Genomic DNA, 25,338 nt, shown 5'->3' with positions numbered 1-25,338 from the left:
GTATTTAATTCAAGTTGGCGAGTAAACGGCTCAAAACGGATAGTAAATGGAACTGAACGGCGAGTAAATGTGGAATTACGGCTAGTAATGGAAATAGACTGGAAAAAAGAGCTGTATATGCGACTTGGAAAAGCGGCGCACCCAACCCCTGATCGTTCGCTAATCAGGATAAACCCGCCATATAAAGTGGCAGAGAGCGGATCCCTTAAGACTGGCGAGTATTTAGTTCTCGATGGCGAGTAATGTACTCAAAACGGCGAGTAAATCGAACTAATCGGCGAGTAAATGCTGCATTTCGGCTCGTATTGGAAACAAATTGGAAAAACTGCCAGTAAAACTACAACAAAGCACTTGCCAATCTGCTTACATAACAATACCCGGAACGGCAGCCCCCTCCGTCCCGGGTATTTCCCATCTATTCTTCTATCAAATGCTCTCCTAAATGATACAAAATGCTTGCAAATTGAGCGCGAGAGAGTTTTTTTCCTGGCCGGAAGGTGCCATCGTCATAGCCGCTTACAATTCCTTGTTCGGCTAAGTAGCCAATAGCACTTTGTCCGGTGGTGTTGTCATGGACGTCTGAAAAACGATCATCCTCGATCGTTTTGCTTAATTCAAACACACTGCCTAAAATAGCTGCCATTTGCCCGCGGGTGATATCTTGGTTTGGGCGGAAAGTACCGTCGGAAAAGCCGGAGACATACCCTTCAGCCGTACCATGTGCGATAAAGCCGGAGCCAAAATAACTGTCGTCCACATCCGGGAAACGGGTGTCAACGGGAGTGTCATCCCAGTCTAAAAGCCGTCCAATCATGGCTAGGGATTGCCCGCGTCGAACAGGTTCACCTGGACGAAATACACCGTCACTTCCTGTAATAATGCCTCGTGCGGATAATTCTTCTATAGGCCCATGGGCCCAGAAGTCGTCATCGACATCCTGAAAAGAAGGGGAGTTATTGACCTTTTCCGGCCAAGAAAAACCTGTATCTTCTTCCTCGTGTTCTTCTACGTAGACTTCAACTGTTTCGCTTTTTTCAGACTCTGTTCCGTCTGCGTCGACAACGGTGACTTCATACGTGTATGTACCAGGTTCTACGTCAAAATCTATAAACGTAGTTTCATTGACCTGCTCATAAGCCTCACCGTTTCTATATATTTGATAATGTGACGTATTTTCGTCCTCTGTATGATCCCAGGAGAGTATCACTTCTATTAAACCATCGTCATTATAGTCTACGTTAGATTGCAAATCAGCAGGAGGAGAAATTTCCTCATTTTCATCCGGTGTTTCAATTGGACCTTCTCCTATAAGGTTATCTTCAATATCTTCTTCTTTTGGTTCTTCTATTGGTTCGTCCTCCGACTCTTCTGGTATTGATTTGTTATCGTCTACAGATGCGTCACTAAAGTCCGGTATTTGGAGAAGGCCGTAACCGTAGCGAGGATCGCGCCCTGGTTCTCCGAGATCCTTTGCTTCCTCTTGAAGGATGGTGCGTAATGCTTCGGCTCCTTTTTCTGGATACGCTTCTTTTAATAACGCAAATGCACCGGCAACAAATGGGGTAGCCATCGAGGTGCCGCTTAACGGTCCGTATGTAGAATCCGTATAGGTGCTCACAATATCCACGCCCGGTGCAGCCAATTCAACAGCTTCTCCAGACGCAGAAAAAAAGGCCCGTTCATTGTTCTCATCTACTGCTCCGACAGCAATAACAGAGTCATATCGTGCCGGATATTCAACTCGATTGCTTGAAGTAGAGGACTCCCCGCGATTACCAGAAGCCGCAGCGACAATGATATCATTTTCATAAGCTTTGTCTACCATAGATTTCATCGCATTGGAATCGGTAAGTGTGCCAAAACTCATATTAATAACACTCATTTCTTCTTCAATCGCCCACTCAATACCATCAAGCATCTGGGTAAGCGAACCATTTCCATTCTCATCAAGCACCTTTACAGCAAATAGATCAGCTTCAGGGGCAACCCCTAAAAGCCCAGATTCCGGTTGATTTGCTCCAATAATCCCGGCTGCATGGGTGCCGTGTCCATTATCGTCATCATAGGAATCTGTGTAATCAACGGCTGAATAACCGCCATCTACGTCAAGAGAAGGGTGGGATGTGCTTATCCCTGTGTCAATCACAGCTACATCAACACCTGCCCCTGTTACGCTTTCATCCCACGCATTTGGGGCATTTACTTGATCGAGCCCCCAATTTTTCAATGAACGCTCACTCGAAACGTTCACTTCTTTATCAATTTCTACATAAGAAATACCAGGGTGAGACGCGAGTGAAGCTGCTTCATGTTCAGTCATCTCCACCTCGGCAGCTTCAATTCTCTCCCACGTCTGGGTGGTTTCTCCGCCAGCTGCTTTTATAACATCTAAATCAAGCACTTCATTAAATCCTACAACATATGTATCATCCTGATTAGAAACAGAATCGTTCGCCAATCCAGCTACAGGGTAGGAAAAAAGAAGAGCAGACGCTGCACAAACACTTAGCGTTCTGCGAAACATTCATATTCCCCGCTTTCTTTGTTGAATTCTTTCTAAGGTTAATAGTACAACAAATTGATCATAGATTGGTAGAATATTCTATGCATTTACGACGACTTAGTATAAAAGTTTCATATAAATAAAAAACAAAAGAAATTAGAAAAACTCGGCTTAAAGCCGAGTCCTATGGTGGAAGACGCAGTTTTTCTTATACTTTGATCTTTTAACAAATGTAAACTTTCCTAAAGTATAAGAAAAATTTTCTTCTTTTTAGGTTTAAAATCTTACAATAAAGGTAATACCAATACCATAAAGATAAACTTTCTCACTGCCCCCTCTTATTAAGTGCCTGCTTCTTTGAAGCTTGAAATGGATTTGGATAACATATGATAGAAAGAATAAGCGTTAGCCCCATACTCCCATTCATGGCCGCCCCCACCATGTGAGTGCTTTATTCTTTCGATAAAAAAAGACCCACCGTAATGGCGAGTCTTAAATGGTCGGTCTTATTTATCCAATGCATTTTCAAGAAAAACAGAGAAGTGGGCGCGTGTTGTTTCTCGACCTGGTTCATATTCTCCGTTTTCATTACCTGATGCAATACCGCTGCCAGCAATTGCACTGATATGTTTATGGTAACGATGATCCGTACTTACATCAACAAAATCTCCGTCATATTCCGTTCCTTCAAGATCAAATGCGCGGTAGAAAACAACAGCCATTTGCTGGCGGGTCATTGGATCTTCCGGCATGAATTCACCATTCTCATTACCAGTAATTAATCCAGCTTCGTCTGCTGCTTTAATTGCTGTAGCGTGTTCATGTTTACTCGAAACGTCATTAAACCTGCTGTCTTTCCCGTTACGAGGAAGATCTAAAGCTTTCATTAATAGAGTAGCAGCTTGCGCTCTTGTAATGCTTTTAGATGGTTTGAAAGTACTGTCACTGTATCCGTTTATAATACCATCTTGTGATAGAGAGTTAATGCTATTGTACGCCCAGAAACCTTCTTTCACATCATGATACTGGCCGTCTGGAAGAGGTTCTAATGTTTCTGACTTTACTCCTTCTTCTTTTTCATCAATTACTCGTTTTGCCCCTTTATAGCGGCTTCCCCAGTAATAGGGATCATCTACTTTAGAAATACTAATACCGTTAGAAGAAGAAGAATGAATAAATTTTCCGTTTCCTATGTAAATCCCATTATGGCTTATAGAAGATCCATTTGAAAAGAAAACCAAATCGCCTTTTTGAAGATTTGATTTTTTTACTGATTTTCCAACGTTATACTGTTGAGCTGCCGTTCTAGGTAAATCTTCTCCTGCTTTGTCAAATACGTAGCCGGTAAAGCCGGAACAATCAAATCCGCTCGGAGTCGTTCCTCCATATTTATAAGGTGTTCCAAGATGTTTTCTTGCTTCTTCTACGATCTGATCGCCTTTCGCATCAGCTGCCCCAGGCTGAAACGAAAATACAGACAGCAGCAGAACCAAGCTCATCACTGCCATAAAGCTTTTCTTGACCACAAAGGCCACCCCTCTCGATGAAATTTTAAAAGGTCGAAATCTAGTTGCTGTGATGTATAATTCGTTATATAGATTTAAAAGTAGTGTCGAATATAGTCTATTTCTATCCTTTTTAAACACAATTCATAGTCTAGCATGTAAGAAGGGCCTATGAGTTTACATTTATGTAACAAGATAAAGACAAAATGATACAAATCTCACCATTTCCCTATGTAAATTCCAATATTGAGAAAATATGATATGGACAAGGACACCTTGTAAAACCCTTTTATAGAGGAAAAAACACTTTGTAACAATGATGTAATATGATCGTTTTTGTCACAAAATGTTCATAATGAAAATTGTAACCTTATAAATAGCGGAGTACGAAAGTCATACGATAAAACAGTCTTTGCCTTTTCGCTGCGCGCCTTGTAAAATAACACTGTAAATGCAAAATCAACGAGAAAAATAGGAGACAACTATTATGAGAGGTACAAAAGCAGCCGCTGCTGCTGTAAGTGCTGGTCTATTATTGTTAAGTGCCTGCGGCGAACAGCAGCTTCCTGAAGAAGTATATAAACAATCGATAGAAGCAATGGAAGAGCTCGACAGTGTGTACTTCACGCATTCTAATACATTGAGCGCAGAACAAGAAGGTGTCAGCAATTTCACCCGGGGAGCTGTTCAATACAACGACCCGCTTGAAGCTTACATAGAAACGAACATGAACCTTATCGATTTAGAGGAACCTGTAGAGCTAGATGTTAGGATAAATGGCAGCGAAACAGAAATCAGAGAGAATGAAGAGTGGGAAGATCATAGTACCGAAGCGCCTGAACTAGAGTCGATGATAAGCCCCGTAGAAGATATGAACTTCTTTCTCGAATTTGAAGAAGAGTTTTTGATGAAAGAAGTAGATGATTACTACGAAGTGTCTTTTAAAGGTACAGAAGAACGGCATAAATCATTAGTAGAAAAGAAACTAAATGCTCTTGGCATTTCAGAATCAGCCGGGGGACTTAGTGAAGAAGAACGGGAATCGATTCAGCTTGAGCGGATCGACATGATTGCTTATATAGATAAAGAAAATAAGCTTCTCTTAGGATATGACAGCCGTTTTTCCTTTACGATCGAGATAGCCGGGGAATTAAGAGCATTTAATGAAATATCTTATGTTCGTTATGACGAATATAATGAAGTGAATGGAAACCTCGAAAACTTTCTGGAAGAAAAGGTTAAAGAAATCGAACGTCAAAAAATGGAAGCGGAGCAGGAAGAGGAAGAAGCCAGCGAAAACAATAATTAGGAACATGTAGAATAAAAGTCTTAAATAAAAAGCAGTCTGCGTACATTTAACGCGGGCTGCTTTTTTTGCTGTTTAGAAAATTATATTTTTACGAAATGTGGATAACTATCTCCATATTGTTTGATCTGCGTCTAGCTTCAGCGCCCAGCCCCTCGGAGGCCCGCATGAGGCGGGTCAGTTCGACGTTGTCACAGGACGTGACGCTTTTAGTCGAACATCCTTAGGAACCTTCTGCTAAAAACGCACACGTCCTGTGTGCAACGCAGAAGTCACCACATCCTGTGGAAGTAAGAGCGCCTTTAATGCCTGCAGAACATTTACCTTTCGAGGCTGACCAGGGCGCTTGTGCTTTTGTTCTGCTTCATGAAAGTTCAATTTTGTTTTAAGTACAAAGTATTAGAAAAGAGGAAGATTTTTGCTATATGAATTTGGCAGAAAGCCAAGTTTCCTAATGCTATTAGACCTACACAAGATGTCAGAAAACTGAAAAGTTTTTCAAGTAAACTACGAAAACTTTACAAAAAAATAACGATCAAATGACAAAAGGTTAAAAAATATGTTTTAATATGAAAATAGAGGTAATAGTTGGAAAAATAAGAGGACTAGTTATCGAAGTTAAAAGACTTCCTACTAAATATTCATTTTTGAATATTTAAGCTATAAGACTCTAAACATGTTGAATAGACCGTTTAAAACATGGTTAATGAACCATATATAACAATAAAAAGGAAAAATAAGGGTGGATTTTCTAAGAAATATGTTGTAGAATTTTTGTAAACTGTTGTCAAAATATAAACAATTAAATCAATGTGCCTATGTTATTATACTATTCCTAATTTTGTAGACAATATGAGTTGACAGTCCTAGATGCGGGAAGTATAATAATTTTTTCATTTTTTAGAAGAAAATACCAAACTAATTGGAGGATGCGCTTTTACCTTAAACACTTCCGATGACCCGACTGAGATCGTTGAGGAACCAGACGACGTAAGCGTCTCTAAAAATTAGAAAATAGCATTCTATTATTACTAGGATAGAATGCACAATAAAAGGAGGAAATATTGCAAATGGGTTATCAACCAAAGTCTTACCGCAAGTTTCTTGCAACATCCCTTTCTGCAGCTGTAGTAGCTAGTGCTGGTGCATCCACAGTAGCTGTTCAGCAAGCAGATGCAGCTGAATCTTTCAGCGATGTATCTAATAGTTTCTGGGCTTCTGAGTCCATTCAGCGTCTAGCTGATGAAGGTATCATCAACGGGTATAAAGATGGTACATATCGTCCGAATGAGGACATCAACCGTGGACAAGTATCCGAATTGCTTGTTAAAGCGTTCGATCTTGAAGTAGATCAAAATGCATCTGCTCCTTTCGAAGATCTTTCTGATGAAAGTTATTACACTCCATACGCAGCAGCTGTAAAAGAAGCTGGGTACATCAAAGGTCGTGAAAACAATACTGTATTTGCTGGCGGCATGGATCTTTCTCGTGAGCAAATGGCAACAATCCTTGTACGTGCTTTCGAACTAGAGCCAGTTGAAGACAGTGACGCAACGGTAGGCGACTTAGACGAAGCACACGCAAGTCACCAAAGCAACATTGAAATCCTTGCTCAATATGACATCACTTCCACTGCAGACGGTAACTTCCGACCGAAAGAAACCGTAACACGTGCACAATTCGCTGCATTCCTTGACCGTGCTCTTCAACTATGAAGTAGGTTCTGCAGAAGTAACAGCGATTAACAATACAACAGTTGAAGTGGACTTTGAAGAAGAAGTTGACGACGTAACAGCTCTTGACTTCGAAATCGAAGGTCTTGACGTTGAAAACGCAGCTGTTAAGCAAACGGATGACAGCGTAGTAGTACTTACTACATCTTCTCAAGAAGGTGGAGAAGAGTACACTGTAACGGAAGGCGATGAGGTACTTGGTACTTTCGAAGGTATCTCCGCTGTAGTTCCTGAAGACATCGATATTGTTACAAACTCTGTTCAAGGAATCGTAGGTAAAGAAGTAACAGTTCGTGCTGACATCGGTGAAGAAGAAGCAGGTGTTCCTGTTACATTTAACATTGATGCAGCTGGAGACAATGAAGATCGTGACGTAGAAGTATATACTGACGAAGATGGTATAGCTTCGTATTCTTACACTCAATATAACGTTGGCGAAGATCAAGTAACTGCCTATGCAACAGGTAATGCTGACGTTCGTGCTACTAATGGAAAAGTATATTGGGGCGTTAAGGACCGTTTGACAATTGAAGAAGTTACTGAGGGTAACTCTCTAAATAACGGTGCGAAGAAAGTTTACAAAGTGAAGGGAACAACTCCAGCCGGAAACGATTTGGAGGATGCATATGTAAACATTGCATACGCAGAGAATGTAGATGTTTCTCCTGAAGATGCAGTAGATAGTGTTGATGTTACTGACTCTTCTGCTCTGGGTAATGATTATCCATATGAATATACCACAGGCGGAGTGAATTGGGTTAGAGTTCAACTTGATGAAGATGGAGAAGCTACATTCACTTTGACTGGTGAAAATGCTTCTGTAACTCCAATTGTATTTCTTGATGGAACTTATGAAGGAGAGACTTGGACTGGTAATAACAAGCTTGACTCTACAGAGCTTCAAGCAGAAGCACCTACGGTTAGTTTTGAATTAGAACATACATCTGAGATCACTGTCACATCTGAAGGTGTTCGTGATGCGGCAGCAATTAACGACAATGGTTTCGGTGAAGGCGGACGTGACTATACAGCTGTTGTAACTGATAAAGATGGCGATGTAGTACCTGAAGGAACTCCTGTATACGTACAAGTAGATTCCGGTAATGGTGATGTTTATTTCGATGGTGACCAAGTGGGTGTAGACGGTGAAGGGGAAGATAATGATATCTTTGAACTTGAAGCAGATGAAGATGGTGAAATTTCCTTCACTCTTACTGGTGAAAAAGATGCATACGCAACTCCTACTGTATTTATTGATAATGGAGATGAAGACGGTGAACTAGACGAAGACGACCTTCAAGAAGAAGGAGAAATTGTTTACTTCACTGACGCAGAAGTAGAAGATGCAACTTTAACAGTTGTAGATGATGAAGGTGAAGAAGTAGATTCTGTACAAGATAATGAAGTAGCTACATTTGAGTATCAATCTGTAGATCAAAATGGTAAACCTTACTTCGATGAAAACTATGAAGCAACTTTCGAAGTTGAAGCTGGAGCAAGAGATATTACAGTTCAATATACAGATGAAAATGGAGATCCACAAACAGAAGATATTGCTGCAGGAAGAACAGAATCTGTAACAGCTCTTGCTAATAGCAATGGTTTAGCAACAATCGATGTAACAGCAGAAGGGCCTTCTAAGGTAGATGTTGAAGTATCTTCTTCTCAAAATACGTTACCAAACAAAGATGCTTCTGTTACATTTACTGAAAGTGCATTTAAGGCAGGAGTTGACTACACAACAGAAGTAGTGTCAGTTAATAAAGTAGATAATGAAATCACATTAAGAGTTCATGGTGGAGACTTAGATGGTCAAGAGTTTGACTTAGATTACTCTGATGCAAACCTATTCGTTGATAATGATCCTAAGTCAGAAAACGACTTTGAGGATGGGTTAGAGAAATATGATCAAGTTATTTATGTGAAGGGTAGTACAGACTCATTTGATCATATTGATAGTAATGATCAAGAATATGCTCCAACTACTCCAGATTCAACGGATACAGGAGACATTGAATTTACAAACAGTTTATTCAATGCAGATGAAGATCAAACAATTGAATTAACTGATGCAGATCTCAACACTGACTCTTCTACCCAAGAGATTGTCGATGTATCAGTTGCAGATTCAACTGGTAGAACCATTGAAGTTACACTTACAGAAGACAGTGATGATTCTGCTGATTTTGCTGGTGATATAACTGCTGCAGAACTTGCAACTTTAGCTGACGGTGAAATTACTGTTACTTACAACGATGAAGAAAATGTTGACGGTAACGCTGAAGAAGTAACAGACTCAGCAGAACTTGATACTACAGTACCAACACTAAGTTCAGCTAGCTTAGATTCAACCACAAATGCTACTGCGACACTGACTGCAAATGGTGGAAACACAATTGAAGTAACAGCAGAAGATGCTCTTGCTGGTGCATATGGTAATAATGTAAGCTACGAAATTTTAGCAGATGGACCTGCGACAGGTTTAGCCGTATCTTATGACTCTGAAACTCTAACAATTGACCTTGGTGGAGAAGATGCATCAGTAAATGAAGTAATCTCTGCAATTAATGATCTAGATGAATTTAGCGCTACTTTACCATCTGATTCAAATTCTGGAGATCAATTTACAGCAGCTGAAGCTACTACTGATGAACCTTTCGAAGATGGTCGAGATGTAGTATCAGTTACATTCTCTGAAAATGTGACTGGAGTAACTGCATTAGATGCAGATGCTGACTTTAACTTAACTGGTGATTTTACTGGTACTTCAGTGGTAAATGGTAGTGTAGTAACAATCACTATTACTGAAGCGGATGTTCAAGTAAATAATGATACAATTGTTGTTACTGATAATATTACTGATGGTGCTAATGATGCAACTGGAGACGATACTATCAACTAGTAAACTATCGCTGTAACTTAAGTGCCTATTACTTCCCGATTTATTTTAAATCGAAAGACAGTAGGTTAGAAGGAAGCTCTGTAGAGAGAAATCTCTACAGGGCTTTCTTTTTTGTATACGAACCAAAGGGATATATGATAAACAATTGGTAATGAGAATTGAGTATCGACAATTTGATAGAAAAAAAGGTGGATATCGTACGAGGCTGCGATATCTCTTTTTATATGGATGGAAGAAAGTGTGGATAAGAAAATGATTAGGACAAACGAAAAGTGTACATAATAGGGAGGAAATATTAGTTTCATATAAAAGTAGCAAGTCAAGGAGGGAATAGGTTGATAGATCCGTATTGGATTTTGACGAACCAGGACTTGGATCCAATAACGAGAGATCGGATTAATGAGTATTTATTAAGTTTGAAGGTGGCAAATAAAGCGGAAGCGACCATTACAAAAAATCGACAAATATTAGACTACTTCTTTCGGAAGTCTCAGTTATCATTTGATCAATTGACGTCAGAGAACATTCTAAAATGGTTGAATGCGTATGCCAAGGGAAAGAAACCAAAAACGGTGGCGCTGGTTTTTTCCACCCTATCGACCTTTTTTCCATTTTGCGAATCCGAAGATTATCTGGATCATCCTCTCATGAAAAAGAGGTGGCAACCGAGGATTCCAGAAGTGCTTCCCAAGCCTTTGAATAAAAAAGCTGTATTTGGCATTTAATATGTGTATGAATTGGCAGTATATTTCTTGCATACAAATAACCCCAAAATATACGATTAATGAATAAAAAACTGTATATTTTGGGGTATTTTAATAATTTTCTTATTCAACAAAAGCGCCCCTATCGTATTATAAGGTCAGCCAGTTCATTTATATTTTCTGGCTGACCTATTTTTTATAGGTTTTATTCTGTAGGTAGCCGGGGTAGGACGCTCGCGCCCTTGGGACATGGATCCCGTCCGTTATACTGTCCACCCCCTACTTGTAGAAACATGTTTGAGGCTGGTTGAGACCTAGATCTCGTATAACAAGCGAAGCTATGACACTACAAGATAGGTTAGGGGTTACCGGTGAATTTATTATGGGAGAGGTGATAATCTATGAATCCAGTCATTGGCTGGATATCGCAAAAGGAGAAAGCCAAGTACAAGCCTTTTTACAAAAGAAGAAGCCATTTAAGAAAACTTTCAAGTTTAAGCATGACACGGAAGGATTGCATCGTTTCTACAGGTTCTATGAAGAAATGGAGCAGGAATCTGGTATCCGACCAGTCGTCATCTTTGAATCCACTGGTCATTACCATGAGCCTGTCCTTCCGTTTCTTCAAGAACATAACGTAACCTATTATTTAATTAATCCCGTTATTGCTTATGAATCCAAGAAGACAAGCTTACGGAAGGTGAAAACAGATTCTATTGACGCGGTTCACTTATGTGAACTTTACTACAAAGAAGACTTGGAAACATTCCAACGGAAGAGCATCAAAACGATGAATTTAAGAAATTTATCAAGACAACATGACGCTTTAACCAACACCTATGTTCAGTTGAAATTGAAATTCCAAACGATTTTAGATCAGGTTTTTCCAGAATATAAAGGGGTCTTTGGCGATCTGTATTCTCCTATTTCGTTAAAGACACTCCTTGAATATCCTACTTCTCACGATGTATTACTCTGTGAAGCAGAAGATATAGCTGAGGCAATGTTTGAAATGGGGGGAAGACGTTCGTATGCTTGGTGTCTAAATAAAGCTTTCAAATTGAAAGAGGCAGCCGTGCGAAACCCTTTCAAAAAGAATTTATATCACAGCCACTTAATAAGTTCAGAAATGTACATCCATATGCTTCTTCAATACCAAGAGCACCTATCAAAACTGGAAAGAGAGATAGATGCCCTGGCAAAAGAGTTTGAAGAATATGAGGTTATCAGATCAATCCCCGGTATCGGTGGAAAGATAACAGCCACTATCATTTCCGAGATTGGGGAAATTGATCAATTTAACCATCCAAAAAAATTAGTTGCCTACGCAGGTATAGATCCCAGCATTTATCAATCGGGCAAATTCACAGCCAATATTGCCCGCATTACAAAAAGAGGATCAAATAGGCTTAGGCAAGCATTATATAAAGCTGTTCAATGTGGTTTAACAAGCAATCGGAATCCGATACTAAAGACGTTTTATGATAAAAAACGGGAAGAAGGTAAGCCACATAAAGTAGCGGTTATTGCTTGTGCAAATAAGCTCGTTCATTGGATTTATGCCATTCTGAAACGTAAAGAGGCATTTAAAATTTAATACTCATCCAACAAAATCCATAAAAACCAAAAACTTCAAACAAGTAGTTTGAAGCTTATTTGACATGCGCAAATTTATTGAACATGACTTTTTTAACTTTTTTAGCCTATTGACCTTCTATTAGCTGGTATTATGGAAAAACCTTTTTAATTCTTATTGAGCCAACATTATCGGCAAACTAATTCCGCTAATTACAACACCCTGAATAATTGTTTTTATAAGTATGGATTTACTATCTTCCTTGCGCTTACTAAAAAATTCATTAACAATAAGATTAAGGAAAAATAAGATAACCATCAATATCAAAAAAATAAAGAGTTATTTGCTGGTTATAGGGTAACCAACTGGCCTTCCAATAAATCAATATATGGAAGTCCAACTTGTAGAAAGGTAAGCACAAAAAAGCCCATCATAGATATTGGATATCTAGATGGACTTTCCTATGTTGCAGTGTTGCAAGGGATTTAGGTGTGGGGTAAGAGGTAAGAGGTTCATCTTTATCATAACATAAATGATAACAATTATCATTATCATTTATGTTTTTTTAAATAACACGGCTGGAATTGCATGGAGAAGAGCGAAGTCTACGCACCATCTCAAAACAAAGGAAGGAGGAGTTTAAGTGACATTGCAACAATTGAGATATGTGATTGAAGTGGCGAAGCAACGATCGATTAGTAAAGCTGCGCATCGATTGTTTATTAGTCAGCCGAGTCTGTCGAATGCGATTAAAGAATTGGAGAATGAACTGGGGATTGCGATTTTTTCTCGTACGAATAAGGGGATTGTTATTACGTCAGAGGGTTCGGAGTTTTTAGGTTACGCCAGGCAGGTGATTGAACAGACAGACTTGCTTGAAAACCGCTATGCCAATACGGCTCAATCCCCGCAGCAGCATTTCTCTGTATCTACCCAGCATTATGCCTTTGCGGTCAGTGCGTTTGTGAAGCTGTTGAAAAATTATAATCGGGATGAATATGAGTTTACGTTACGAGAGACGAGGACGTATGAAATAATTGATGATGTAAAAAACCTTCGTAGTGAAATTGGGATTTTGTATGTAAATGATTTTAACCAACAGGTCATTCGGAAGTTTCTGAGAGAAGGAAATTTAACGTTTCATGAGCTATTTCAGGCCAAGCCGCATGTGTTCATCAGTTCAACTAATCCACTCGCGGCTCAGAAGTATGTTACCTTAGCTGATTTGGATCCTTATCCGTATTTGTCATTTGAACAAGGGGACTATAATTCGTTTCATTTCTCCGAGGAGATATTAAGCACCATCTCAAGGCGCAAAAATATTCGTGTCAGTGATCGGGCCACGTTGTTTAACCTGCTGATAGGATTGAATGGATACACGATTTCCACAGGAGTAATCAGTTATGACATCAACGACGATGATATTGTGGCGGTGCCGCTTAAGGTGGATGAGAGCATTACAGTCGGGTATATTCAACATAAGAATGTGGCAAACAGCCCGCTGGCAACGATTTATATCAATTTCTTAAAGGAAACGATTGCCGAAGAACTAACTTTGCTATAGGTTAAAGCTATGACAAAGCATAGAATTTACGTGTTATGCTATACCATTATTCAATGCTACACTGACTCTACATTACTAAAGGAGAGGGTTAGCAGTGGGGAAAAGAAGTTTAGAACAAAGATTAAACGAAGGCACAGTCGTTGTAGCCGAAGGATATTTATTTGAAATGGAGCGCAGAGGTTATTTACAGGCAGGATCGTTTGTACCAGAAGTAGCGCTGGAGCACCCGGAGGCTTTAAAGCAAGTATATCGAGATTACATGAATGCCGGTTCAGATGTGGTTTTAGCTTTCACCTATAATGCCCACCGTGAAAAAATGAGAATTATAGGTAAAGAACATTTACATGAGCCGTTAAACCGGAGTGCGATTCGTTTGGCGAAGGAAGTGGCGAAAGAACATCCTACAGAAGAAGCGTTAGTTGCAGGCAACATTTCGAATACGAATATTTTTGATCCGGAAGATGCTGATTCTGCGGAAGAAGTAAGAAGTATATTTGCAGAAATGGCCACGTGGTGTAAAGAAGAAGGCGTCGATTTTATAAATGCGGAAACTTTTTATTACCATGAAGAGGCCGTTATTGCGCTAGAGGAAATTCAAAAACAAGGTCTGCCGGCAGTCGTTACATTAGGGCTGATGGGCGAAAATATACTGCGGGATGGTTATACCGTTGAAGAATCCTGTAAAATTCTTTCTGAAAAGGGTGCGTTAGTGGTTGGGATGAACTGTTTCCGCGGACCAAATACGATGCAGCCATACCTGAAGGGAATTAGAAATGAGGTAGAAGGATATGTCGGTGGATTGCCCATTCCATATCGCACGACAGAAGAACACCCGACGTTCTTCAACTTGCCCGATGGAGGATGCAGTTGTTCCTTGCCGACCGAAACCACGTTCCCGACATCCTTAGACCCGCTTTATCACAATCGGTACGAATTAGCGGAATGGGCGAAAGAAGCAAAAGATATTGGTATTAATTATATTGGTCTTTGCTGCGGGGCCTCACCTGCGATGATCAGAGCAGTAGCAGAAGCGATAGGATACGAAACTATTAATTCCAAATATTCACCGGATATGGAGAAACACTTCTTATTCGGGAAAGATAAAACGCTAAAGGGTCATAATCTAAACTACAGTAAAAAAGCATAAGTCATAAGGTGATCATTGAAAGAGGGTAAGCAGGAAAGCGATAATAAATATGGCTTTACTCGGGCGCTTCTTATTTGAACAAGATGGATGCATTCTTCATTAACTGAAGCTGCATCCATTTTTAAGACTGGTAAGGTCTCCGCAAAAGCTGGTACAAAAGATTGCATACGTGGTAAAAAACGCCCGCCGTACTCACATTATAAGCAAGAGTTATTCCCGAAAAGCCCCGTACAATCTCAGGAGGGTTATGTTCATTAACATCTAAAGCTAATTTCTCTAAAGGATAGAGTGCAATTCTTGTGCCTTCATTCCTAAAAAAAATAATATCTGGATTGGATTCTGCCCCTCTAATTGAAGTATCAAACCCCAATTGTTTGAAGAACTTGTGTGACTTTACAATGTCTTTTGTACCCAGTGTGATAATATTTAATCTGTTCATTTCTTACTCCTTTGTATCTATTTTTTTCTAACCTTTTAATGTAAGTATTCTGCTCGTTAGTTTAAGTGTAGTCCTTAACAATCCTGATTGCACTATAAATAAATAAGTGGACACTTTCCTCAACAATCTGGCCCTTTAACGGAATACTTCATTTCTTAATGATGAATAAAAATAACAATTCATTCATTGCCTAAATGTGTAATCATACTTTTTTATTAATAAACATACTGCCAAATCATACATAGATTAAATGCCATATACAAAAGCTGTCTGGTTGTAAAAATGAGAGCAGACGAGATGTCCTTAGTGACCAAGGTGTATGCTAGGCTGTATAAACAGGCGAGAAAACAGCGATATGAATATTTCCTGTGATCCTTGAAAAAGAAGAAAGTTTAATAATATATTTAATAGTGATCTTTCATATGCAACTTTTAGAAAGAACAAACCAAGCTTTTTATATCAACTAGTAACATAGTCATAAATTCAACCAAGTTTCTAAAACCTTCTGCAGAAAATGTCGACAAAAAGAGTAGTTCCTTTTTATAACACGGCAAGATTATAGAACCAATGATGCATTCAGGCATTTTTGATGTCAAATTATGTGTTATAATTAGGACTAACTTTGTGATTAAAGAGATGCGGGAGGCACCCATGGAAGAGACGATTTCACTTAAAGAGATTTTGGACGTGCTGAAAAAGCGGATGCTGCTTATTATTTCTATTACGATAGGAGCAGTTTTCGTTAGTGCGATGGTTACATTTTTTCTATTAACTCCAACCTATGAATCTTCTAGTCAGTTCATTGTCAATCAATCAGATACGCAAGAGCCGAATGGTATCTATGAAGGAAATGATATACAGACGAATGTGGAACTTATTAATACATATAACGTGATTATTAAGAGTCCGGCGATCTTAAGTGAGGTGATTGAAGAGCATGGATTTAATTTGACGCCGGAAAAGCTGGCTAAAAAAATTCAAGTTTCGAATGAAGAGAATTCTCAAGTGGTGACGGTAACGGTGACTGATGAAAATCCACATGTGGCAGCGGATATGGCAAATGCTACAGTGGAGACCTTTCAAGCGGAAATTCCGTCATTAATGAATGTCGACAATGTTAACATTTTGTCGCCTGCTGCTGTGGCTGCTGATGTGTCACCGGTAAGTCCGCAGCCTGCTTTGAATATAGCCATTGCGTTTGTCGTTGGTTTAATGGCAGGGGTAGGTCTCGCGTTCTTGCTTGAATTTTTAGATAATACGATAAAAACCGAAGACGATATTGAACACTCCCTCGGTCTTCCTGTGATGGGAAGTATATCTACCATTAAAGAAAGTGATGTGCCGGCACGGGGACGAGTACCGAAAGCCCAAGTTTCTGAGGTAAGGAGGAAGTCGGTTGGGTCTTAAATTTAAAAAGAAGAAAGATACGTTGAAAAAAAGAGCGGTTATTACGCATGAAAATCCCAAATCACCAATCGCTGAACAATACCGGACGTTACGAACAAATCTGCAATTTGCCTCGGTAGATAAAGAATTGGAATCGCTGCTTATTACATCTCCCGGCCCATTTGAGGGAAAATCGCTTACCGCAGCAAATGTCGCGGCGGTTTTTGCACAGCAAGGGAAAAAGGTGCTGCTCGTCGATGCGGACTTAAGAAAGCCGACCATTCATTATACGTTTCAAGTTGCCAATACAACCGGATTGAGCAGCTATTTGGTCAATGATTTATCGTTAACAAACGTTGTTCAAAACAGCGGAATTGATAACCTTTATTTATTATCAAGTGGACCAGTCCCACCGAATCCTTCAGAATTACTAAGTTCCAAACAAATGAAAAAAATGATGACAGAAGCAAACCAACATTTTGATCTTATTATTTTCGATACTCCACCCGTGTTGGCAGTTACGGACACACAAATCCTCTCAAACGATGTGGACGGAGTCCTGCTTGTCATTCGAAGCAAGCAAACCGAGTCGGAAGCTGCAAAGAAAGCACGTGATTTACTTAAACAATCGCATGCCAATATTTTAGGTGCTGTGCTAAATGACCAAAGTACAAAAGATAGCAATTACTATTATTATTACGGTAACAAATAAAGCAGACCTGGACCTGGGTCTGCTTGTTATACATTAATGAAAGGTAAAGGGTTGGAGAAAATGAGAAGAAAAAAGGACAGAAAAAAGCGTCGAATCCTTAAAGTTGTGCTTATTCTTGTTGGACTCTTACTTATCGGAGGCGGAGCGTACGGGTATTATGTGTACAATGACGTTAAACAGACCGTCGATACAAAAATGCATGACCCAGTGAGTACCATTGATATAGAACATACACAACGAAAAGTGAAAGAACGAGAGACGTTAAATGTGCTGTTACTGGGAATTGATGAACGACAAGGAGACAGCGGACGGTCGGATACGATGATCGTTATGACGCTTGATCCAAATAACGACCGCATGCAAATGATCAGCATTCCAAGAGACACAAGAACGACAATTGAAGGCGAAGGAATGGATGATAAAATCAATCATGCGTATGCCTTCGGTGGTACGGAGATGGCTGTTGATACGGTTGAAAAATTCCTCGACATTGATTTGGATTACTACGTGCGCATGAATATGGAAGGATTGGCACAGTTGGTCGATTCGGTTGGCGGCATTGAAGTGGAAAATGACCGTGCTTTTCAGCATAATGGTAACCTATTTAAAGAAGGTAAGATTCAGTTAAATGGAGAAGAAGCTTTAAGTTTTGTACGGATGAGAAAAGAAGATCCTGATGGAGACGCGGGGCGCAATCAACGGCAGCGCCAGGTGATCCAGGGAGTGATTGAAAAGGGAGCTAGTATATCCGGGGTAAATAAATATCAAGACATTCTTCATGTGCTGGGAAATAACGTTAGCACGAATATGTCCTTTGAAAATATGCGAAATCTAGCGATGAATTACCGTAGTGCTCGAAGTAATATAGAATCCTACCAAATGACCGGACAAGGGCAAAGGATAGATGACATATATTATCTCATTGTGTCAGATGAAGAAATTGAAAAAGTAAATAAAATGATCGAAGAGTTTCAGTCGTAAAGAACCAAGGCGCTGTATTGCTTTTTAAGCAACAGCGCTTATTTATTTTCAAAACACTTCCATTGATCTCCTAAATAATTGGAAATATGATAGAATAAGTTAAGTACTATTAGGTAGTTAATCATAAAGGAGATATGTCGATGATAGACATTCATACTCATATTTTACCTGGAATAGATGATGGTCCTAAGACAATGGAGGACAGCATTGCTTTGGCGAAACAAGCAGAAGCAGAAGGGATTCATACCATGGTAGCAACCCCGCATCATCAAAATGGAGCATTTACAAACAATGGAGAGGATATACGAGCTCTTGTTCATTATTTCAATCAAGTGTTGAAAGACAATAACGTGGATCTCACCGTTCTATCAGGACAAGAGATCCGGATGTATGGTGAATTACTAGACGATTTAAATCAAGGAACGGCCATTTCTGTGAATGACAGCCGCTATGTGCTGGTCGAATTATCATCGGTGCAAGTACCGCGATACACCTCACAGTTATTTTACGACATGCAGATCAACGGATATGTACCTGTTATTGTTCATCCGGAAAGAAACCAAACATTTAAAGAAAAACCAGAAGAACTCTATCAACTTGTGAAAAACGGTGCATTAACCCAGGTAACAGCCCATTGCTTTACTAACCGAATGAATAAAAAAACACGGCAATTTGCCGAGCAATTAGTCACTCACAACATGGCTCATATCATATCTTCAGACGCCCACAATACAGACAAGCGTACCTTTGACCTCGCTTTCGCTTACCATCGTATTGAAAAAAAGCTAGGATTCGACTATTTATATATATTAAAAGAAAATGCAGAAAGAATCATCACGAATCAAAACGTAATCATAGACCCGCCAGAGCGCATCAAAAAGAAGAAGTTTCTAGGAATGTTTTAATATAAAAGTAAATTATGAAATAAGTGCCAGGACGAAACTATTGATATACAAAATTGACATTTTTTTCATTCTTTAGACATATTGTTGGAATCCTATTTCTAACGTAGAATGACTAAATGACTAGATGTGAATATTCCATTTCGACTTATGGGTAGTTTTAGCTAAGGTAATTGTTCGTAGAACCTTTATCACGACGAACACTCGGCCGTGCTGTGGGGGTCAAATGCACTCCTTAGGCGCCCGTCGCCAGTAGTGCGGTGTGAGGAGAGGTTTAATGCCTCAGATTTTTTATGTTATAAAAAATGCATTTTGTCTTGAGAGAATGAAGAGAGAGCATTTTCTGAAGACAGAATACATGTTCTTTTGCAGTAGAAAAAAGGGGGAGAGCCATGACATATGGTAAACGCTTATTGGCGTTAATGGGGATTGATTCATTTATTGTGATGATTGCGGTATTCATTGGTGGGTTTCTTATTTACAATACAGATTATGTTGGCTCTGCTATTATTTTTGCAAGTTCTTTTACTTTAGTCGTTTCGCATCATCTATTTGCTTACATCTTTAATCTGTACAAACGTGTGTGGCAATACGCCAGCATAAATGAGTTAAAAAGTATTTTTAAAGCTATTACATTATCTATTATTACAACGGCTGCTATGCAAATAGTTGTGTTCGATGCTTTGCATATACGGACGCTTACGATCACATGGATGCTTCACATTCTATTGATCGGAGGATCACGGTTCGCTTGGAGAATCTATAGAGATACGTACATAAAACCGAGCAAAAACAAAAAGCGGACATTAATTGTGGGAGCGGGAAATGCAGGGACAATGGTAGCGAGGCAAATGCAGCAAAGCAACGAAAGTGAACTGCTTCCCGTAGCTTATGTCGATGACGATATGACCAAACAGCACCTTGAAATAATGGGTGTACCAGTAGCCGGACAAATAAAAGACATACAACAAGTTGTTGAGAATGCAGAAATTGAACATATAGTGATTGCTATTCCATCATTACAAAAGCAAGATGTTCAAAGAATATACGAAGAATGCCTAAAAACGAACATAAAAACACAAATCCTTCCATTAATGGAAGACTTGCTAAGTGGAAAAGTCTCGGTTAACCAATTTCGTGATGTGCAAGTAGAAGACTTGCTCGGACGTGAACCGGTGGAACTCGATATTGATGGAATTTCTGAATCTATTACCGGGAAAACCGTACTGGTTACGGGTGCCGGCGGCTCGATAGGTTCAGAAATATGCCGGCAAATAACAAAGTTCAACCCAGCTAGACTCATTTTGCTTGGGCATGGGGAAAACAGTATCTATGATATTGAAATGGAACTAAAGCAATGTAACATTATAACCGAACTAGTCACGGAAATTTCCGATATTAAAGATAAAGAGAAAATGGAACTGGTTTTTGAACGGGAACGGCCGGATGTAGTCTTCCATGCAGCTGCACACAAACACGTACCTCTTATGGAACGAAATCCAGAAGAAGCGGTAAAAAACAATGTCATTGGCACAAAAAATGTCGCTGAAGCCGCAGACGAAAATGGGACAAGCACCTTTGTGATGATATCAAGTGACAAAGCAGTTAATCCAACAAGTGTCATGGGTGCGACCAAACGGATTGCGGAAATGGTCGTTCAGCACATGGACAAAACAAGTCCTACTAGATTCGTCTCTGTTCGTTTTGGTAATGTACTCGGCAGTCGCGGCAGTGTGATTCCATTGTTCAAAAAACAAATTCAAAAAGGCGGTCCGGTTACTGTTACCCATCCGGAGATGACACGTTACTTTATGACGATTCCAGAAGCATCACGACTTGTCATCCAAGCCGGCGCACTTGCTAGAGGCGGTGAAATCTTCTTACTTGATATGGGAGAGCCAGTCAAAATCGTTGTTCTGGCCAAGAATCTGATTAAACTGTCAGGTTACAGTGAAGACGAAATAGGAATCAAATATACCGGCATGCGTCCAGGAGAAAAAATGTTTGAAGAGCTCTTAAAAGACGACGAAGTCTATCCCGAACAAATCTATCCAAAGATTCACATCGGGAAGACACCGGAAGTTCATGAACAATTCTACAGTGGTGTACTAAATAACTATCCTGTCCTTACATCGACAGAATTACGAGATACTTTAATAAACATAGCGAATTTTAAAACGGAAGACTATACACTAACCAAAATGAGTTAAAATGTTGGGGGAAAAGGCGATGAAAGTAAGCAGGCTATTATCCCGCAGTTGGCTTGAGAACCCGCCCTACCTGCAACCAAGGCACAGCCAAAAGAAATGCTTCCCATCCTAGATAACCAACCATTCAATATATTGTTAGGATCCGAACAAAGAAAGAGCTTCTAGAGGAAAACATCATAATAACCCTTAAAGCAGTGATTGAAAAAATTATCTCAAAACAACGCTGCTTTAGGGGGTGTTTTTTTGTTTAAAACCATACACCAAAGATCGGAGTTACTATCCATGTCCCATTTCACCAAACATTGCTACAACCGTGGTTTCACGCTCATTGAGATATTATATTAGTACTATTTTTACTATCCTAACTTCTGTAGGCGTTTTGTCTATGAAAGGGGTTGTAGAAGAAACGGAGAAGCAAGTATGTCATGTAAACATGTTACAATTTGATCGAATGTATCACACATACATACATATGGAAGACGTGGAACACTCCGAACTTTTATTTATTCAACAATTGCAACTTTACGGCGAAGAGTTATGCCCATTGAATGGAATCATAAGTTATGAGGAAAGAAGAACCCAATGCGATATTCATCCTAGAGATGAAGAGGATAGTGAAGAAGATAATAATGTTCCATATATATGATAAAGCAATTGATTCTTGTTTACTTTCACCCCCATCGCTCAGATCTTATACTCCGACCCTCTACATGATAAGTTTTCATTTACAATTTTGATGCGAGGTTAATCGAATACATGATAGGCAATATATCTTGTAAGTTAAAAACATTAACTGTCACGCACATATCCGATATATTATGTGATTGAATGGTGGAGGGGAACTTACTACCGACTAAAGATAAGCTCCTAAGAAGCCTGCCTTGTGGGTAAGGGTTTTGATCGTTTTTAGTGAGAATTATAGATTGGTTGAATGGTATATCTAATAGGAAGAAACTCGGTTTAGAGTGGTGGTGAAGTGTATCTATTTTGTATTTACTCGTTGGATTGAATAGGTATTACGATGTGGGGATGTTTGATAGATGAAGTTTAATAGATTATAAGTTGGTTGAATAAGAAAATAAACTTCCAATGAAGTCCTAATTTACTAAATAAATAACCTATTATAGGAAGGAAGACTTGAAGATGGAGACAACAAAAGTGAACGAGAGAATTTTTCTTTCATCACCACATATGAGTGATGAAGGTTATGAAATGGAATATGTAAAAGAAGCTTTTGAAACTAACTGGATTGCCCCTCTTGGAGAAAATGTAAATGGGTTTGAAAGAGAACTGGCAGAAAAGGTTGGCTCTAAAGCAGCGGCAGCACTTTCTTCTGGAACAGCAGCTATTCACTTAGCTTTAAGATCTGCAGGAGTTGGTGAAGGGGATATCGTTTTCTGCCCTACTTTTACTTTTTCCGCTACAGCTAATCCAATAATCTATCAAAATGCCATTCCTGTTTTTATAGATAGTAATTATGAAACTTGGAATATGTGCCCTAAAGCATTGGAAGAAGCTCTTGAGAAGTATCCAGAAGTAAAAGCAGTTATTATTGTTCACCTTTACGGTCTTTCCGCAGATATGGATAAGATTATGGAGATTTGTAAGAAACATAATGTTGTAGTTATTGAAGATGCGGCTGAGTCACTCGGCAGTTATTACAAGGGACAGCATACAGGGACATTTGGTGATTATGGTATCTTCTCTTTTAATGGAAATAAAATAATTACTACTTCCGGTGGTGGAATGCTATTTTCTAATAATGAAGAGAAAGTTGCAAAAGTGAGATTCTGGGCAACTCAGTCAAGAGATCAAGCAAGGCACTATCAACATAGCGAACTAGGATTTAATTACCGCATGAGCAATGTTGTTGCTGGTATTGGGAGAGGGCAGCTTAAGGTGTTAGATCAGAGAGTAGAAAAGAAGAAATATATATTTGAATTTTATAAGAGAGAACTTGCCCACCTTGAAGGCATTGAGTTTATGCCTGTTAATGATTGGGATGAACCAAACTATTGGTTGAGCTCATTGACACTAAGAGGTAAGGTTAGACCAATTGACGTTATGGAAGCTCTTGAAAAAGAGAATATTGAATCAAGGCCAGTCTGGAAGCCAATGCATTTGCAGCCGTTCTTTGAGAAGTACGACTTTGTTGGAACTGATGTATCTGATAATTTATTTGAGGATGGTATTTGTTTACCTTCTGACACAAAGATGACGTTAGAGGATTTAGAAAGGATAGTTAAAATCATAAAAAGGTTGTGGATAGCGCGATGAAGCATGCTAATTTCGGATTTTATAGAAATTACTTCAAAAGGTTAATTGACTTTACTTTATCTTTAATAGCAATAATATTATTATCTCCGCTTTTTTTAATTATTGCTGTTGTGATAAAACTTGATTCTAAAGGGCCAGTGCTTTTTATACAAGAAAGAGCTGGGCTAAATAATTCTAAATTTAGAATTTATAAATTTAGAACTATGGTTAATAATGCAGACCGTTTAGGTTCTGGGTTAAGAACTAGTAAAAACGATGTGAGAATAACAAAAGTAGGAAATATCTTAAGGAAAACAAGTTTGGATGAAATACCGCAATTAATAAATATATTAAAAGGTGATATGAGTATTGTAGGCCCTCGTCCAACAGTGGAAAAAGTTACTTTGCAATTGTCAAAAGATGATTTAAAACGCCATATAGTTAGACCCGGTATTACAGGGTTAGCTCAAGTAAACGGAAGACAATCATTAAACTGGGCAGAAAAGATTAAATATGACTTGAAATATGTTGATCATTTAACATTTCTTGTAGATTTTAAAATTCTAATAAAGACTATACTGGTTGTATTTAAGCAGGATTCGGTGCATAAAGAAGAGATATCAAAAGAATTTAAAAATTTATAGGTTGTGGGGGAATAAAATATGTTTAATAAAATTATCTCTATACATGGAGTTCCTCGATCAGGAACATCGTGGCTAGGACAAATATTTAACAGTTTACTTAATACAAGATATAAGTTTCAACCTTTATTTTCGTATGCATTTAAGGATGCTATCAATATTAGAAGCAGTAAGTCTGAAATCATGGGTTACTATGAAAAATTATATAGTACTAATGATGAGTTTTTAGATCAAACTAAACAAATTGAAAAAGGGTATTATCCACAATTCAACAAATTGAATTCACCAGATACTTTGGTTACCAAAATGGTGAGATATCATTATCTAATACCTAAGCTATTAGAGGAAGTAGAAAATATAAAGATTATTGCCATTGTTCGCAATCCGTTTGAAGTCTTAAGTTCGTGGAAGAATGCACCTAAAGAGTTACCTCCGGAACTAGATTTTGAAGAAGAGTGGCGATATGCACAAAATCGAAACCTTTTTAAACCGGAGGAATACTTTGGTTATGAAAAATGGAAAGAAGCTACTAAGCTTTATTTATGGGCGAAGGAAAAATATCCTGACAAAGTTTTGATAATAAAATATGAAGATTTAGTATCTAATACAGAAGCGTTAACTAAAAAAATGTTTGATTTTTGTAATTTAGAAATTGATGATCAAACATTAGAATTTATTAATGTATCAAAGAGTAAAAAAGATGATGACCCATACAGTGTTTATAAAAAGGATATTGATTTAGATAAAGGGCAGAAACAATTACCGAAATGTATTGTTGATACTATTTATCAAGAACTCAATGATACTGAATTTAAACAGTTTTTGTAAAATTAAAGTAATAGTTTTGGAAGTAATACGTAACTAAATGGTT

18 protein-coding genes and 1 pseudogene are annotated in these 25,338 nt (G+C 38.7%); 16 read left to right on the top strand and 3 right to left on the bottom strand.

The window, feature by feature from the left end; genetic code table 11:
• Positions 1-415 precede the first annotated feature (415 nt).
• Both CEF16_RS15055 and CEF16_RS15050 read right to left on the bottom strand, forming a co-directional pair.
• Complete coding sequence (locus CEF16_RS15055) at positions 416-2,524, bottom strand: S8 family serine peptidase (RefSeq protein ID WP_091586664.1); 2,109 nt, start codon at positions 2,522-2,524, stop codon at positions 416-418.
• A gap of 485 nt (positions 2,525-3,009) precedes the next feature.
• Positions 3,010-4,029, bottom strand: a complete 1,020-nt coding sequence (locus CEF16_RS15050; protein WP_091586666.1) for a C40 family peptidase — start codon at positions 4,027-4,029, stop codon at positions 3,010-3,012.
• Between the two features lie 466 nt (positions 4,030-4,495).
• Between CEF16_RS15050 and CEF16_RS15045 the strand changes: the two genes are divergently transcribed.
• From CEF16_RS15045 to CEF16_RS15015, 7 genes and pseudogenes are all read left to right on the top strand, one after another.
• Positions 4,496-5,317, top strand: a complete 822-nt coding sequence (locus CEF16_RS15045) for a DUF6612 family protein (RefSeq protein WP_091586668.1) — start codon at positions 4,496-4,498, stop codon at positions 5,315-5,317.
• 1,067 nt (positions 5,318-6,384) lie between these two features.
• Complete coding sequence (locus CEF16_RS15040) at positions 6,385-7,029, top strand: S-layer homology domain-containing protein (protein ID WP_091586669.1); 645 nt, start codon at positions 6,385-6,387, stop codon at positions 7,027-7,029.
• Entirely contained in the window at positions 6,986-9,949 is a 2,964-nt protein-coding gene (locus CEF16_RS15035; RefSeq protein ID WP_139185981.1) for a hypothetical protein, read from the top strand. The genes CEF16_RS15040 and CEF16_RS15035 overlap by 44 nt, the downstream gene beginning before the upstream one ends.
• Before the next feature lie 335 nt (positions 9,950-10,284).
• On the top strand, positions 10,285-10,674 hold the full coding sequence (locus CEF16_RS15030; protein ID WP_091586673.1) for a site-specific integrase: 390 nt from the start codon (positions 10,285-10,287) through the stop codon (positions 10,672-10,674).
• Positions 10,675-11,054: 380 nt separating this feature from the next.
• Positions 11,055-12,250, top strand: a pseudogene (locus tag CEF16_RS15025) (IS110 family RNA-guided transposase).
• 622 nt (positions 12,251-12,872) lie between these two features.
• Positions 12,873-13,793 (top strand): LysR family transcriptional regulator, encoded by a 921-nt coding sequence (locus tag CEF16_RS15020; RefSeq protein WP_096241755.1) that lies wholly within the window; start codon positions 12,873-12,875, stop codon positions 13,791-13,793.
• Positions 13,794-13,887: 94 nt separating this feature from the next.
• Positions 13,888-14,940 carry a homocysteine S-methyltransferase family protein gene (locus tag CEF16_RS15015; protein WP_096241735.1) on the top strand — a complete coding sequence of 351 codons (1,053 nt, stop codon included), beginning with the start codon at positions 13,888-13,890 and terminating at the stop codon, positions 14,938-14,940.
• A 121-nt stretch (positions 14,941-15,061) separates the two neighbouring features.
• Here CEF16_RS15015 and CEF16_RS15010 read toward each other — a convergent pair whose 3' ends face one another.
• Complete coding sequence (locus CEF16_RS15010) at positions 15,062-15,379, bottom strand: VOC family protein (RefSeq protein WP_425427989.1); 318 nt, start codon at positions 15,377-15,379, stop codon at positions 15,062-15,064.
• 651 nt (positions 15,380-16,030) lie between these two features.
• Here CEF16_RS15010 and CEF16_RS15005 point away from each other — a divergent pair.
• The 9 genes from CEF16_RS15005 (at position 16,031) to CEF16_RS14965 (ending at position 25,295) form a co-directional block, all read left to right on the top strand.
• Positions 16,031-16,786: a YveK family protein gene (locus CEF16_RS15005; RefSeq protein ID WP_091587458.1), complete on the top strand. Its 756-nt coding sequence runs from the start codon at positions 16,031-16,033 to the stop codon at positions 16,784-16,786.
• The gene (locus CEF16_RS15000) at positions 16,776-17,477 is read left to right on the top strand and encodes a CpsD/CapB family tyrosine-protein kinase (RefSeq protein WP_091587456.1); all 702 of its coding nucleotides are present in this window, start codon (positions 16,776-16,778) and stop codon (positions 17,475-17,477) included. Before CEF16_RS15005 ends, CEF16_RS15000 begins: the two co-directional genes overlap by 11 nt.
• 60 nt (positions 17,478-17,537) lie before the next feature.
• Positions 17,538-18,458, top strand: a complete 921-nt coding sequence (locus CEF16_RS14995) for an LCP family glycopolymer transferase (protein ID WP_091587455.1) — start codon at positions 17,538-17,540, stop codon at positions 18,456-18,458.
• Positions 18,459-18,598: 140 nt separating this feature from the next.
• Positions 18,599-19,363, top strand: coding sequence for a tyrosine-protein phosphatase (locus CEF16_RS14990; RefSeq protein ID WP_091587454.1), 765 nt, complete (start codon positions 18,599-18,601; stop codon positions 19,361-19,363).
• A 389-nt stretch (positions 19,364-19,752) separates the two neighbouring features.
• Entirely contained in the window at positions 19,753-21,570 is a 1,818-nt protein-coding gene (locus CEF16_RS14985) for a nucleoside-diphosphate sugar epimerase/dehydratase (RefSeq protein WP_091587452.1), read from the top strand.
• Between the two features lie 385 nt (positions 21,571-21,955).
• The gene (locus CEF16_RS14980) at positions 21,956-22,216 is read left to right on the top strand and encodes a hypothetical protein (protein ID WP_091587450.1); all 261 of its coding nucleotides are present in this window, start codon (positions 21,956-21,958) and stop codon (positions 22,214-22,216) included.
• 512 nt (positions 22,217-22,728) lie between these two features.
• Positions 22,729-23,847, top strand: a complete 1,119-nt coding sequence (locus CEF16_RS14975) for a DegT/DnrJ/EryC1/StrS family aminotransferase (protein WP_091587464.1) — start codon at positions 22,729-22,731, stop codon at positions 23,845-23,847.
• A complete protein-coding gene (locus CEF16_RS14970) occupies positions 23,844-24,470 on the top strand; it encodes a sugar transferase (protein ID WP_091587449.1) in 627 nt (208 codons plus the stop codon). Before CEF16_RS14975 ends, CEF16_RS14970 begins: the two co-directional genes overlap by 4 nt.
• A gap of 18 nt (positions 24,471-24,488) precedes the next feature.
• Positions 24,489-25,295 carry a sulfotransferase domain-containing protein gene (locus CEF16_RS14965; RefSeq protein WP_091587447.1) on the top strand — a complete coding sequence of 269 codons (807 nt, stop codon included), beginning with the start codon at positions 24,489-24,491 and terminating at the stop codon, positions 25,293-25,295.
• Positions 25,296-25,338 lie beyond the last annotated feature (43 nt).

It is taken from the genome of Alteribacillus bidgolensis, assembly GCF_002886255.1.
GTDB classification, from domain to species: Bacteria; Bacillota; Bacilli; order Bacillales; family Marinococcaceae; genus Alteribacillus; species Alteribacillus bidgolensis.
This window is presented reverse-complemented; position numbering and strand designations above follow the sequence as displayed.